This window comes from Acinetobacter sp. IK31 (assembly GCF_035615195.1).
Lineage (GTDB): Bacteria > Pseudomonadota > Gammaproteobacteria > Pseudomonadales > Moraxellaceae > Acinetobacter > Acinetobacter calcoaceticus_C.
In genome coordinates this window covers 1-13,788 of the sequence record NZ_JANBOB010000005.1, presented here as the reverse complement: position 1 = coordinate 13,788, position 13,788 = coordinate 1, and the positions used below count along the sequence as shown (strand labels likewise).

The window sequence follows — 13,788 nt, the reverse complement described above, 5'->3', positions numbered from 1 at the left end:
CATATTATAGATAATAAGAGCTGGAGCACTTATAGGATAAGTATCACTATCGAGAACTTTATATAGCCTACTTTTATATTTAATAGTTAATAATTTTTCTTTTCGGCTAACTACCAAACCAACTCTATAAATAAAATAAAAAGAATTATTATTAGTTATTCGCCTGTATATAAATTGTACTGAATCTTCTTTTTGAATTTTTGAATGATCAATCTCAATAAAACCATTACATATAGAGCACCTCCATTTATTTAAATCAATATTCGTATCCATATTTTATTTTATTACATCCTATGATTAATCGTATAGTTAGGCAACACAACTTTCAATTAATTAAAATTACACTATAAAAATTATATAACAATATCAATAGAAAAATAAAAACATCAATATGAATTTAATTTAAAAATTAAGATTTAAATTAATAAGTATTAAATTAAAGATTAAAACACAATTTAATACACAACAAGCAACCAAAAAATAAAAAATATTTTAATCTAATATTAATATTTATAATTACTCACTAGATTTTTCAATTATTCTTTGTATCACAGTCCTCGACACAGCAAGATCCTTAGCTAAAGAATATACACTAAATCCTTTTTTAAACTTATTAATGACTTCCTGTTTTTGATCATTTGTTAATTTTTCTGGTCTACCAACTTTTTTAGATAAGCTATGTTTTTTTTGTACAGTTTGATCAGACAAGAAAAGTTTCTCAAAATCAATGCAAATTTCTAAAAAATGGATAAGGTTGTTTTTAATATCACCTTCCAACTCACTATTTATATAATCCAATATAAGCAATTTAATTTTTTTTCTTTCAATTAAAATAATTGTAGATAATATTTCTTTAAAACAATTTCCTAAACAGTCAATGCTTTTAACAATTAAAAAGTCACCCTCTTCCAAAGAATAATTAATTAAATTAAAAAATATAGTTCTAAAAGTAATGGTCTTATCAACTGAGACTAACTCTAACACTACTCTACTATATTGAACTATATGGTTAAAATCATTTAACAATGAAATAAAAAAATCTTTTTCTTTATCAAATTCATCAATATTAGAATTAAACCGCATATAAGCATAAGTACGCATACTTCCCCATTCCTTAGAGTTATGTGAAGTACATTTCCAAAGTATGTTCAAATCAAAGAATTGGTTCTTAACACTTTTAGAGCTTCACTTATTGTTTGTTTTATAATTAATATCTTAAATTTATACTTATTTATATTAATATAAATCTTTTTATAGTTCCACTCATTAAAAAAACAAAAAAATATATAATATCAAAAAACATTATATAAATGACAAGATAAAAGCATAGTAAATTAATTATTATTTTTAACGTTAGATACCATTAATCAAAATTAGAAAAATATTAACAATAAATTTTAAATAATATTAGAATAAAATATTAAAATTTTAAAAAACCATGGATAAATATATTTATAGCTACAAAATAAGTAATTCTTATAATTAATTATTTGAATCTGTTTTAAACCTATGTATTTAATTTTTAATAAATTTATACACCCAATCAAAAACAAAATAAAAACAAAAAATAAGTTATTAAAATTCAAATACATAAGTTGATAATCAACAAGCAAAAAACTAATAACATTTTATTTTCTTATATTTTATTTACTTAAATTAATTTAAATAACAAATAAAACTAGATTTTAATATCAGATTTATATTAAATTCATAAATATTTAAAGTAAATGGTTAATTCAAAATGCAATATACTATATCAAAAAAAATATTAATTAATATACTTATAGATATTAATAAAAGTTAGGAGGAAATAATTATTAGTTATGTACTTAATTTATATGTTTTAAACACTGTATAGTACACTTTTGTGATTTAGTTCATGTTTTTTTTAAAAAAATAAGATGCTAAGATTTGTTTTGTTTTTGTTTAATTTTGGTGTTTTAATATGCGTACATATGCCTATGTTAGAATAGAGCCTAATTTGCAATTTGAATTTTCTAGATATATCTCTTTTTTTAGTGAGTATGGCTATAAAATCCAAAAGAATAGATTAGTAGTAGAAGAAGTATCTGTTGATAAATCTATTGTTTATAGAGATAAATTTCTTAATTTAATAAGCTATTCTTTAGAAGAAGGAGATGCTTTAGTGATAAAAAGCATGGATTGCTTAGGTAACAGCTTTGAGGAAATTTTAGGAATAGTTGATAAAATTGATCAAAAAAAGATCCGATTAATATGCTTAGATTATTCTAAAAATGAAATTAATGGTGACTTGAAAATTTTTTTCCTCCATTTTTTAAAGTTATCAGCCGAATTTGAGAAGTTGTTCAAGTCTGACAATAAGATATTTAAGGATCACAAACCAACAAGAAAAGTTGGTCGGCCAGAAATTTTAAATAATGAACAAAAAAATAGAGTGATTGAATTATTTAAGAAAGGCTATAGCGTATATTCACTCGCTAAAGAATTTTCAGTTACAAGAACAGTAATCCAAAGAATTTTAAATAATGCAACGAAAAGTAATATATTGTAATTATTAGGATTTATATTCTATAACGCACATGGAATAATATAGAAAAGGAAGAGTAATGATTCATATAATATTAGCAAGTATTAGGCGGCTAAGTAAACTCAACTTCAGATAACGCTAAATTTTAGGAACCAAACAAAATAAAGCATTGACATTTATAAATTCAAAATTTATTTCCGTTTGAAATTTAGATATAAACTATTATATATTAAATTACTTTTTTCCTTATAATTCGTTAAAAGTAATTTTTATAGTTTTTATTATAATTATTTTTGCTTTAAATCTATAATTATCCAACTCTAAATATATCAAAAAAATATTTTAATTTTCAATAATTTAGCACAACTACTTTAAATAAAATATAATTTATATAAATTTTCTATTGATTATATTATATTTACATCGTAGAGTTGCTTCCTATGAATTAAAATGATTCAACTCTCAAGAAAATCTTTATAGTATAAATCTATTTAGAAATATGGCTTAACAATTTAACCATTTGAAATTTATAAATTTTGGCTTTCAACGAGAGCAATTTTATGCTTTTAAAGCATATATTATGAAAATTTATTTATTTTAAAATATGATAAATATTTAATATGAATGATATTTTTTGGAATTCTTCAATAGGCCCAACAACAGGTAAGATTTATATTCCTACAGGAATTGGACCTTTTCCTACAATTATTATTTTTGATACAGGTTTAATAAAAAGTACAAAAACTTATGCTAGCTTCTATGCAAAAAAAATGAAAGAAATAGGTTTTTCAGTTTTTATAATAAAAATAAATATAAGTAAAAAAAATGAAATAGGTTCAATAATAGAGTATATTTTAAAAAGAAATGAAGTAAACAATAATAAAATATACTTAATAGAAATTGAAAAAAATAATTTGATAGATTTAAATATAGAATTATATAAAAACTATTTTCAGGCTATTGCTTCAATTAATTACTTTAGTTTAAATAGCTAACGTTTAAAAAACTTTCTTAAAATTATTTGAATGTCTTATAGGCAGACTAAGCAGCTAAAGCTTAGTCTACTTTTATGTACTTAATTATTAAAAACCATGACTAACAGATGATTTAGAGACATAAATTGAATTTTGTGGCTTTGCATCTTCTACCCAGCATGATTTAGAGACATCAATCTCTTCACCACTTACTAAAATAATTTTTGTCTGTTTCAAATCACTACTAACATTACTCGCAGCATAGTAATGATGCTTATCACAAATCACTGTTTTCTTATGATTACTTGCATATTGAGCAGCTTTATCTTCGGTAACCTCACCCGTACCTACGCTAGCATAGCCTGATTTTTCTGCTATCAAGTACAACTTATGATTAGCAATGGTATTAATAGAAGCTGGCGAATAAACCGATTGATGCCCATACGGTTGATTCACGCATCCAGCTAAGATTAGTGTTAATGAAAATATGATTTGAGTTAGAATTAAATTCTTCATTAATTTTAATCCTCATGTTAAATATATAAACATCCATTTTTATAAAATCCATCTTAAATTAAATTTTATAGAAGTAGGATTATTAATAATAGATATGTCACTAAAATAAGTTTAAGTGAAGTTTAACTTTACACTCTTAAATAAAAATAAAAGAAATCAATATAGTTTAAATTCTTTATCAATTAAGAAGAATCCACACCCTAAAAGACTGTGGACTTAGTGAATATCACTCAAACCTGAAATACGAGGATAATTATATAATAAGCATCCTCAAGATTATCTTCACATGAGAGCTAAGCCTTATCAATTACAAATTAATTAAGTGCAAAATAAATTTTTATAAGAAAAAAATTATCCTTATTTTACATGGAATAAGCTCACTAACAACTTAAAAAATGTTTTAAAATTATGTTTTAAATCCACTTTTTAAGTCACCTTTCAATTAAAAAAGTAATTTTTTTAATAATTTAAAAAACTATACTTTTAGAAAAATATTAAAAATATAATAAAACTATTTTTTAATTTTTATATTTAAAATTAATTAAATATAAAAAATTTCTTATTTTCAAGCTTAATAAAACAAATTATAGACATCAAGAATTACAAAGATAAAAAATCTTTCTCATCAGAATTTAGTTTTATTCCAGATTCTAGGATTGTTTTTTTAAGGCATTTAATAACTATTGCTGAGTTATAAAAATTATTATATCTATTTAATGGAAGTAAGACACTTCGATCACTTGCTACTAGTGATAAATTTGATAAAAAATTCCTCATAAATATATAACCAGAGAAAGACTTATCTTTAAAAACTAAACTATCATCAACATACGTACGCTTTATTATGCTATCTGGTAAATTCAATTGACTGTCATTCATCTTAGACAAAAAAGCTAACCTATACCACAACTTATTGTAAGGTACTTGGTAAATATTATTTTGTAAACTGCTACTACTTGTTGGTAAAAGAACTCTCCCCTTTATATCAATGTCATCTTTTCTTAATAATCTTTCTGACCAGTTTGCCATACCTTCAAGATACCAACTTGGTTTTAATGGACTATACCCATATTGATAAAGATGAAATATCTCATGAGCAACAACTGTCCAGTAATTACCCGGAAAATTTTTTAATCTACTATTTAATTTGATTAATAATGCTTTTTCTTTTTTTGCCCCCTCAAAACTGGATAAATAGGGTTTATCGTAGGCAATACCATTATAACTTAGACCAACTACATGAATATCAATATACCTTACCTCAGATTTATATCTAGGGCTATTGAGAGGATTAATAAAACCTAGATAGTCAAGTGCATCTATAGTTGCATTAGCTTGAATTGCGATGTTTTCTATATAATCTGGAATATTATTCTTATTGATATCTGTCTGTTCTATCTCATTCAGACTATAGACTACCCTGATTTTTCCAGATTTATAATATTTTTTTTCTTCTTTGATAGCCATATTTTCTTTATCCGCCGCTAAACAAGCCAAGCTCAATGATGAGATTAAAAATAAGAAAATAATCTTCAACATATTATTTAAATATAATATTTTTCCATAACTTAAAATTATTTTCATCATTGAATCTCCATACAGATTTAGCGCAGTTTTTATGGAATAAACTTATTTTCTCTCTATTTTTTAATAATTCTACAGTAGTATTAATAAATTTTTCCGTGTTATTATCCTCAATCAAATACCCATTATAGTCATTAATAATCATTTCACTGGGTCCATAATCAATATCAAAAGAAATTACTGGACAATTATTCTTTAGAGAATCTAATATAGCCATACAAAACCCTTCAGATCCGCTAGTAAATAACATTAGATCTGCATTTTTGAGTACGGAATTTACATCGGAAACGAAATCTCGTAGTCGGACTATTCCTTCCAAATCATTATTTTTTATAATTTTTATTAAGTTTTCTTTTTCAGGTCCAAAACCGTAAATATCTAAATTTGCTTGAGGAATTTTTTTGTGAATTTCACCAAATATTTCGATAAGTAAATCTAGCCTTTTTACTTTATCAAATCTTGCTAAGCATACACATTGATATTTCTGTCGTGAAGTTGAACTATCACCAAAGCTTGTACTTTTGTAGAAATGTGGGATAACGGTATAGTTAGAATAAAAACCAAATCTTTCACTAAAATCTATTTTTTGTTTCTCTGTTAGAAAAATAAGATGATCTATTTTATTTAAGTTCTCAATATAGCTATTGTAGTGAGCATTAGCTTTTGAGTCTTTTTCTCTAGCTTTTGAATAATGTGCAGCATGAATAACCCCAATCACAGTAGAATTTTCTTTTTTATTCAATAGAATTTTTTTTGCAAAAACTATAGCTCTGTCAATAATATAAACCTTGTGTTCATTCATATTAATTTTGGATAAAGTATATTCAAACAATTCAATTTCTGAACTAAACTTTCGTGAAATTACACCCTCCGCTTCATATAGATATAGACTAACTATCTTTCCTTCCTTATTATAATTTCTAGATAGAACAAGATGATTATTAATATCATAGAAGTCTTCTGTGATAACTAATCTATTACTATCTAAGACTTGTGATGAGCTCAAAACTCCCTTTTCATTAAATTTCAATCTTTTAACTATTTGTCCGGATTCAAAAATATTTATATGACTTAAAAGTCCTTGCTTATTTTTAACATAATATTTACAGAGTTTATTTTTATCATCAAAGACTTTAAAATTTCCTAAACTATCACTTTCAATATTTTTTTCTTCTATAGTAAATTTATAATTTTCTTCAGCTTCAAAATTAATTGAAAATTCATTTTTTTGATAAAAAGAATATAAATTTAAAAAATTAATATTTTCATTGACTTCAAAATCCAACAATTTACTTATATACAGATCCTTATAAAGTAAATTAATCATAGGGTTATACGAAAGAGTACATATATTTACTTTAATTCTATTTCTACTAAATAAATCTGCTCTCTTGATCAACGCAATTAATAGACCATTTTTTTCCTGCTTAATTGCAGGATAAAGCATATATATACTCTTTTCCTTTAACATTATGATTCCCTTATCTTAAATTGATAGGTAAAAAATTATTTTTGAAAGGGGGTTTTGCATTTTCTTGTAACCACTCATAGTAATCAACCTGAGCTTTAGCTACAGGATAGGCCATAAATCCAATTCCGGGGCCTGCATTGACTTCAAATATAGCAATATTCCCTTCCTGATCAATGCCTAAGTCTAATCCTAATGAGTCTAAACGCCATGCATATTGCTTTTGAAAAGCGAGTGGAAATTTTTCGAAGATCTTCTTTATACTTTTATTAATTTTTTCAAATGAGTCTGGATAAAATTGTTCTAAAAACATTTTTTCACGTGTGGTAATTAAGGCTCCTTGCATACCATTTGTAATATCAATATTTTTATTAATATTTACGTAGGGAAAGAATTTTATTAATTTCCACTTTCCACCTGCGCCTCTACTAATTTGCATCCGAAAGACTGTATTAAGTGAATTATTTGTAGAACTATTAAAATATTTACTTAAGGAGTAACCTTTATTTTTGATATCTTTATCAAAAAAATTTCTAAGTTCATTTTTATTAAACTCATATCTTTTATCCAATTGTTTTACTATATATTTTTTACCTAAAAATTCTACAGAAAAAATTCCTTTTCCTTGATTACTTGATAATGGTTTTAATATCACTTTTTTATATTTTTGAATTGCATTCGAAAGATCATCAAATTCTTTACAGTCATCAACACTTATCAAGAATTCATTGATATCTTCGATTTTTTTAAGTTTTAGATCAACATTTTTTTTTGTTCCAATTCTATTTGAAGTAAAAGGAATTATTTCTGCTAATTTTAAATATATTTCTTTATCCTCAGCCTTAACAGCTAGCCTATTTTGAATTACATCAGGAAAGTTAAATTCTTTTTCTAAAACTTTTCCATTTAATATAGTCTTACCTACTATCTTTTCAGTTTCAAAACATACATCTTTTGCTGTAAAAACATAAGCTTCGTGCCCTCGGCTTTGGGCAACAATAATGAAAATTTCCTCTACATCTGTTAGATTCTTTGCTGGTTTTAAAATTCCAAATATAGACATTATATTACTCCCATTAAATCATTAATTATTTCTTGATCAATCAATCTACTATGATCACTTTTTGAATATCCTAGACAAGCAACAAAGTAATTATTGCGTATTTTTACTATCTGTATACTATTAAATACATTGGGAAAAAGTGTTCCTGTTTTAATAAATATTTTTTCATTTGTTTCAAAATCAATATTGATATAATTTTTATTTCTCTGAACAACGATACTCTGATGAGCATAAAATAAGAAAGATTCTATTTTTTTGTTCTTCAACATATTAACAACTAGTTTCAATAAATCATCAACAGTTGTATATTGTTTGTTTTTATATAAGCCATGGGAATTTAAAATATTTGTAAGTTTCATCCCGAGTTTATTTATTAATTTTATTGCATGCTCTTCATAAGAAATTTTCGTTTTTTCTTCAATTACTTCTTTTAAAACCTCAGCACTTGTATTACTTGATTTAAATAACATATTTTTAAGTAAGTCATTAATTGTTATAAGATCATTTTCAAATAAGTTATAACCACTTCCAACAATTAGATTATTTTTTTTAATTTTCACAATCTCTCTTAAAGAAATATTTAAATCGAATACCAAAAAGAGTGTTAATAATTTTATAACTGACCCAGGTACAATTTTTATATTTTCATTCCTAGAATAAACCTCAATACTATGCTCTTCATTAACAATATAGATTGATAATGATTTAGCAGAGATTCTCTCAATTTTTTTCATAATTGAGTTAAATTCGGCTAATCCTATTAATCTAGTATCAATACTTGTAATAGTGCTCATCCTTCACTCCACTATTAATTTTTCTAAGTTCATTTTTACTAAATTGTTTTTTTGTAAATTAAATTCAATTAAAAATTTTTGAATATTATCTATTTCCAGTTTTTGAATATCTGAAAATCCATATTCCCACCATTTTGATTTTAATAAATGATTAATAATATCATCATCAAATCTGTATTTTATAATTTTGGCTGGATTACCACCGACAATTGCATAAGGGGGAACATCCTTTGTAACGACTGAATTTGCAGCAATTACAGCTCCATTTCCGATAGTTATTGTTGGTTTTAGCAACACCCTTGCCCCTATCCAAACATCATGACCAATATCAAGTATTTTGAACTCAGGGTTATTTGGTAACCTTCGGGCATTTTGATCCATCTTATTAACTTCCAAATATTTTTGATAAATTATAAAATTTCGATCATATGTTGTTGCTGAGGTTGTGAGCCATTCATGAGGATGCCTTAAACCAAGCACTCTTACTCCCTCTGCTATTGAGCAATACCGACCTACTTTAGTCGTAATTGGTAATACAGACCAGCTATAAGAAAATGCCCCCATACTCCAAACATTATTACCGACTAAAAATGCACAAAATGGTTCAATTTCTACTTTTTCGAGAAAATTAATGTAATCTTCATCAAGAAACCTTGAGTTACCATTACGAGTAAAATATATATTATGTTTACTCATATTTTTTTTTAGCTCTATATATTGTCTTTTCATATGTCACTCAAAATATTTATAAAAAGCTACTAAACCAGATAAATTATGCTCTTGATCATCTATTCTTGCTCTAAAACGATCATGCCTAACAAAGAATGCATTCTTAATTTTGTCTGGCCTAGCCATATACATCGCTAATTCTGGATAAAAGAAACCTGTAGAAAGTTGAAATTCAACTCTATATTTAATTAATTCTTTTAATTCATTAAACTTAGCTTCATTAAATAAATCTAGATAACCATTATCTCGCATATATAAAACCATTTTATATGCTGACATCATCATTTCTAAAAATGTTGCATAAGCAGTTTTTCTATTTTTAATAAAATCCATGTGATTCAGATAATTATTCATTCCGAATTTAAAATATTTTTCTTCAGGACATATTTTTGTTAATTCATTTGTACAATAACTTAACCAATGATCATGATATTTATCATATTTTTTAACAATAAAATTATCAAATATTAGTTTAACTGTATTTAGTAAATCTTCATCTTTATTAATCTGATATAAACGTAAGAGCCCTAAAGCAGCTTCACCATCATAATATACAATTCTAAATTTTTCTTTTACACTTAATGAAGGATAATTTAAAATATGACTAGTCTGTCCATGTTCATCAATCATATATTGTATCCCTTTTGCTAACATTTCAGCATTTTTAAGATACTTATCATTACCCGTTATTTCCTGATATTTAGCAAGCATAAAAATTGTAGTTGCATTTGATCCTAATTTTATTTCTAAATCTTGTTCCCCATCAATCATAAATCCTTTTTCTTCTATAATTTTATAAAATTTTTCGAATGCATACTCTATAGATTTTTCAATTTTATCTAAATATTTTTTATTAAAATCCACTTCCAATGTTTCTAACAATGCATATAAAGATGTACAATGTCTGACAGTATTATAGCTTTTAATCTCCCTATCATACGCGGGAAAATATCCATAAACAAAGCGACCATCATCCATAATTTGATTATACAAAAACTCAGCATTATTAATAATAATTTCTTTAATATCAGCATTATTAATTTTAGAATTAAATCTTATTCCATTTGCTACACCTCTAGTCTGCAAATCAATAAACACCCCATTTTCATAAAAAGCAGCTATAGTATCAAAAACCCACACTTTTTTTATATCATCTAATTTAAAATACTTAGTAATATTTTTATATTTTGCTTTTATCGCATCATTAAGGTTCTTTTCATCAAAAAAATTAGGTTTATCAAATGAAATACCTTTTATAATAGCTTTACTATATATTTCTTGTTCTAAAAAACATATATTAAATTTTTCATCAAAGCTAACACCTTTTCTATAATGATTATTATGCTCCTGATTTAAAACAGAAAAATCAACATCTCCCCAGTTCTCCTCACTAATATTATATGCAATATCTATTTTAAAAAACTCAGGTAATCCTCTATTTTTAGAATATAATTTATCTAAAAAAGAATATATTCTTTTTAATACAGTATTAATATTTTCATCAAAAGTATTCCATACTTCACAGCGTTTTTTTTCATTTCCAACAGATAAGAAAATACATATATATTTCTCAATTTCAGAGTGGCTTTTTAATTGAATTACCAACCAATCTTTTAATTTTCTTTTGAATTCCTCAAATTTACTATATGTATTAATTTCCATATTATCTCTTTAAAAAATCTTTTAACTTATTATAACATATCACATTTAATTTAAAAATTATTTAGACAAAATAAAAAGAGGATCCGTAGATCCTCTTTTATTAAGTAATCAAATTAAAATAATATTTGACTATTTTGTAGTAGTTCATCAATCGTAGTATTAGTATTTTTAATAGTTAAGATTTCTGTAGAATTATAAGATCCTCCACTTCCATCTCTATCTATATTAATTACTGTATCACTACCTACTTGAGTAGCAGTTACATATTGACCAATATTTGTATTATTAACAGACTGACCTGATAATAAATTACTTATATCGATTTTATCTCCTTCTGCTTTATTAAAATCACTCCAAGTATCTGAACCATTTCCACCTGTAGGATCCGTAGTATTTAGAAGTTTAAATATAACTGTATCTGCACCAGTACCAGTTGTATAAACATCATTTCCTGATGTACCAGAAATTAAATCATTTCCAGTGCCCGTTTCATAATGTCTACCCAAATTAATTGCTAATGTAGCTACATTACTTTCATCACCATTCGCAGCTATAAGTTTATAATTGAAACTTGTAGTTTGACTTCCGTCTGCTGTGGCATTTGGAGTAAATGTATATGTACCGTTTGCAGTAATATTTAATGTTCCATTACTGTAAACTAAAGTTTGACCAGTAGCTTCAACAAATACACCAGCTGCATTTTCCACAAACAATTTAGTACCCACACCTCCTGTTACGTCAGTACCATTACCACTATCATCAGTAATTATGTTACCTGTCGCTGGAGTAAACTCTCCAGAAGCAGTAAATGCATCATAATGTGTCACTGTTGGTTGAACTGAAGTTTGTACTGAAGTTGTATTAGTGCCATTAATAAGGAATGACTCATTACTTTCGGTACTTGTATAAACTACACGCCATTGTGTCGCTACACTATCCGCTGGTATTGAATAACTATTATCAATGATCGTAGCATTCGACCCACCTAGGAATGGATGACTATAAGTTGTAGTTGGTGAAACATATACAGTTTGCCAGCTACCCCCTACCAATTTTTGTACGCTATAACCGAAGGTATCATTATTAGCGCCAGATGAATCAGTTGTAGTAACTTTGATAGATAAAACAGCTGAGGCATTTTTATCTACAGTAATAGCATCTGAAGTATCTGTTCCAGGATTACGCGTATAAGTATAACCACCAAATAAGCTACCAGTACGAGTAACCGAAGCCGTCATTGAACCAAGATCTGCTGATTTTGTTGCAACAAAGTTTGTGTAATCTACTTGAGCGCCATTGATATCATTAGTAGCAACTAAATCAACTGTACCATCCAAAGTAGGGTCAGTTGGCCAGTTAATGTCTACTTGAGAACTATCAATTCGGATATTGAGATTAGCTGTCGCTGTATTTCCATCAACATCTTGAATTGTATAAGTAAACGTATCAACTTTACCTACTGAGTTAGGAATTTCCGGATTTCGGATGTATTCATAATTCCCATCCTTATCAATATAGAGGTCACCATAAGCACCTTCTATTTTTTGGAAACCATTATCAGATTGATTCACTGTTAATGTATTACCAGTCTCAGAAACTACTTGCGTAACGACTAATGGCTGACCTTCAGGATCAACATCCGCTACATCTCCTAGTCCTTCAGGAACAATGACATTGCCACTTACAACAACCTCACCATAATCAGTTGCTACGCCACCTGATGGAATAGTTAAAGTTGGGAAGCCTAAACCTGTAAAGTTAAGCCCTTGGTCATTTGTCATGACAATGGCATATTGACCTTCAGGTAAATCATTAATTGTCGTTCCGCCTGTATAGAATCCTACAAGTGCTGCAAAAGCAGTTCCGGCGTTTGGAATATGCTCATAAAGTTCATACTCTCCTGTATTTTCATTTAGGCGAAGAACATCGAGGCCTAAACTCACAATACCCACACCTGCATATAAGCCACTGATATTTACATTAAAGTCCTGCAATGTTCCTTGAGGAACTTCTACTTGCAAGGCATTGTTCGCAGCCCAAGTCCAATCCAAAATCAAACCATCATAAGAAGGTAAAACTACAGACGTCTTAGATTGTGTAGGTACAGAGCTTGTCGTCGGATCAATATTGGCATCGAGCGTTGCCAAATCATCATTCGCAACCAAGTCCGAATCCGAGTCACTGTCAGAATCGCTGTCGCTATCCGAATCAGAGTCACTGTCTGAATCCGAGTCGCTGTCAGAGTCCGAGTCACTATCAGAATCAGAATCGCTGTCCGAGTCAGAATCGCTGTCCGAGTCAGAATCGCTGTCCGAATCCGAATCGCTGTCGCTATCAGAATCGCTGTCAGAGTCCGAATCGCTGTCAGAGTCAGAATCACTGTCCGAATCAGAGTCGCTGTCCGAATCAGAGTCACTGTCCGAATCAGAGTCACTGTCAGAATCAGAGTCACTGTCAGAATCAGAGTCGCTGTCAGAATCAGAGTCGCT

12 protein-coding genes are annotated in these 13,788 nt (G+C 27.2%); 2 read left to right on the top strand and 10 right to left on the bottom strand.

Annotation, left to right across the window (positions count from 1 at the left end; translation table 11 throughout):
* Positions 1 to 516: 516 nt before the first annotated feature.
* Positions 517 to 1,101 (bottom strand): recombinase family protein, encoded by a 585-nt coding sequence (locus MSG66_RS03735; RefSeq protein ID WP_324652406.1) that lies wholly within the window; start codon positions 1,099 to 1,101, stop codon positions 517 to 519.
* Between the two features lie 844 nt (positions 1,102 to 1,945).
* Between MSG66_RS03735 and MSG66_RS03730 the strand changes: the two genes are divergently transcribed.
* Together MSG66_RS03730 and MSG66_RS03725 are read left to right on the top strand one after the other, a co-directional pair.
* On the top strand, positions 1,946 to 2,533 hold the full coding sequence (locus MSG66_RS03730) for a recombinase family protein (RefSeq protein ID WP_324652404.1): 588 nt from the start codon (positions 1,946 to 1,948) through the stop codon (positions 2,531 to 2,533).
* Positions 2,534 to 3,129: 596 nt separating this feature from the next.
* Positions 3,130 to 3,504: a hypothetical protein gene (locus MSG66_RS03725; RefSeq protein ID WP_262474426.1), complete on the top strand. Its 375-nt coding sequence runs from the start codon at positions 3,130 to 3,132 to the stop codon at positions 3,502 to 3,504.
* Between the two features lie 87 nt (positions 3,505 to 3,591).
* Here MSG66_RS03725 and MSG66_RS03720 read toward each other — a convergent pair whose 3' ends face one another.
* The 9 genes from MSG66_RS03720 to MSG66_RS03680 form a co-directional block, all read right to left on the bottom strand.
* On the bottom strand, positions 3,592 to 3,999 hold the full coding sequence (locus tag MSG66_RS03720) for a hypothetical protein (protein WP_324652401.1): 408 nt from the start codon (positions 3,997 to 3,999) through the stop codon (positions 3,592 to 3,594).
* A 600-nt stretch (positions 4,000 to 4,599) separates the two neighbouring features.
* Positions 4,600 to 5,586: a hypothetical protein gene (locus MSG66_RS03715; protein WP_324652399.1), complete on the bottom strand. Its 987-nt coding sequence runs from the start codon at positions 5,584 to 5,586 to the stop codon at positions 4,600 to 4,602.
* Positions 5,540 to 7,054: a glycosyltransferase gene (locus MSG66_RS03710; protein ID WP_324652397.1), complete on the bottom strand. Its 1,515-nt coding sequence runs from the start codon at positions 7,052 to 7,054 to the stop codon at positions 5,540 to 5,542. The genes MSG66_RS03715 and MSG66_RS03710 overlap by 47 nt, the downstream gene beginning before the upstream one ends.
* A gap of 10 nt (positions 7,055 to 7,064) precedes the next feature.
* Positions 7,065 to 8,114 carry a YheC/YheD family protein gene (locus MSG66_RS03705; RefSeq protein ID WP_133975183.1) on the bottom strand — a complete coding sequence of 350 codons (1,050 nt, stop codon included), beginning with the start codon at positions 8,112 to 8,114 and terminating at the stop codon, positions 7,065 to 7,067.
* Positions 8,114 to 8,908, bottom strand: a complete 795-nt coding sequence (locus tag MSG66_RS03700; protein WP_324652394.1) for a serine hydrolase — start codon at positions 8,906 to 8,908, stop codon at positions 8,114 to 8,116. Before MSG66_RS03700 ends, MSG66_RS03705 begins: the two co-directional genes overlap by 1 nt.
* Before the next feature lie 3 nt (positions 8,909 to 8,911).
* Positions 8,912 to 9,637, bottom strand: coding sequence for a CatB-related O-acetyltransferase (locus MSG66_RS03695; protein WP_133975187.1), 726 nt, complete (start codon positions 9,635 to 9,637; stop codon positions 8,912 to 8,914).
* Positions 9,638 to 9,640: 3 nt separating this feature from the next.
* Entirely contained in the window at positions 9,641 to 11,299 is a 1,659-nt protein-coding gene (locus MSG66_RS03690; protein WP_324652391.1) for a poly alpha-glucosyltransferase, read from the bottom strand.
* A gap of 113 nt (positions 11,300 to 11,412) precedes the next feature.
* Positions 11,413 to 13,464 (bottom strand): type I secretion C-terminal target domain-containing protein, encoded by a 2,052-nt coding sequence (locus MSG66_RS03685; protein WP_324652389.1) that lies wholly within the window; start codon positions 13,462 to 13,464, stop codon positions 11,413 to 11,415.
* Positions 13,377 to 13,788 (bottom strand): hypothetical protein (locus MSG66_RS03680; RefSeq protein ID WP_324652388.1); only part of this gene is annotated, 412 nt, incomplete at its 5' end. The genes MSG66_RS03680 and MSG66_RS03685, both read right to left, overlap by 88 nt.

Bases quoted from the DNA above. Each gene is read 5' to 3' on its own strand.
- MSG66_RS03730 (WP_324652404.1), top strand. From the start codon at position 1,946: ATGCGTACATATGCCTATGTTAGAATAGAGCCTAATTTGCAATTTGAA.
- MSG66_RS03705 (WP_133975183.1), bottom strand. From the start codon at position 8,114: ATGTCTATATTTGGAATTTTAAAACCAGCAAAGAATCTAACAGATGTA.
- MSG66_RS03720 (WP_324652401.1), bottom strand. From the start codon at position 3,999: ATGAAGAATTTAATTCTAACTCAAATCATATTTTCATTAACACTAATC.
- MSG66_RS03695 (WP_133975187.1), bottom strand. From the start codon at position 9,637: ATGAAAAGACAATATATAGAGCTAAAAAAAAATATGAGTAAACATAAT.
- MSG66_RS03710 (WP_324652397.1), bottom strand. From the start codon at position 7,054: ATGTTAAAGGAAAAGAGTATATATATGCTTTATCCTGCAATTAAGCAG.
- MSG66_RS03690 (WP_324652391.1), bottom strand. From the start codon at position 11,299: ATGGAAATTAATACATATAGTAAATTTGAGGAATTCAAAAGAAAATTA.
- MSG66_RS03715 (WP_324652399.1), bottom strand. From the start codon at position 5,586: ATGATGAAAATAATTTTAAGTTATGGAAAAATATTATATTTAAATAAT.
- MSG66_RS03725 (WP_262474426.1), top strand. From the start codon at position 3,130: ATGAATGATATTTTTTGGAATTCTTCAATAGGCCCAACAACAGGTAAG.
- MSG66_RS03735 (WP_324652406.1), bottom strand. From the start codon at position 1,101: ATGCGTACTTATGCTTATATGCGGTTTAATTCTAATATTGATGAATTT.
- MSG66_RS03700 (WP_324652394.1), bottom strand. From the start codon at position 8,908: ATGAGCACTATTACAAGTATTGATACTAGATTAATAGGATTAGCCGAA.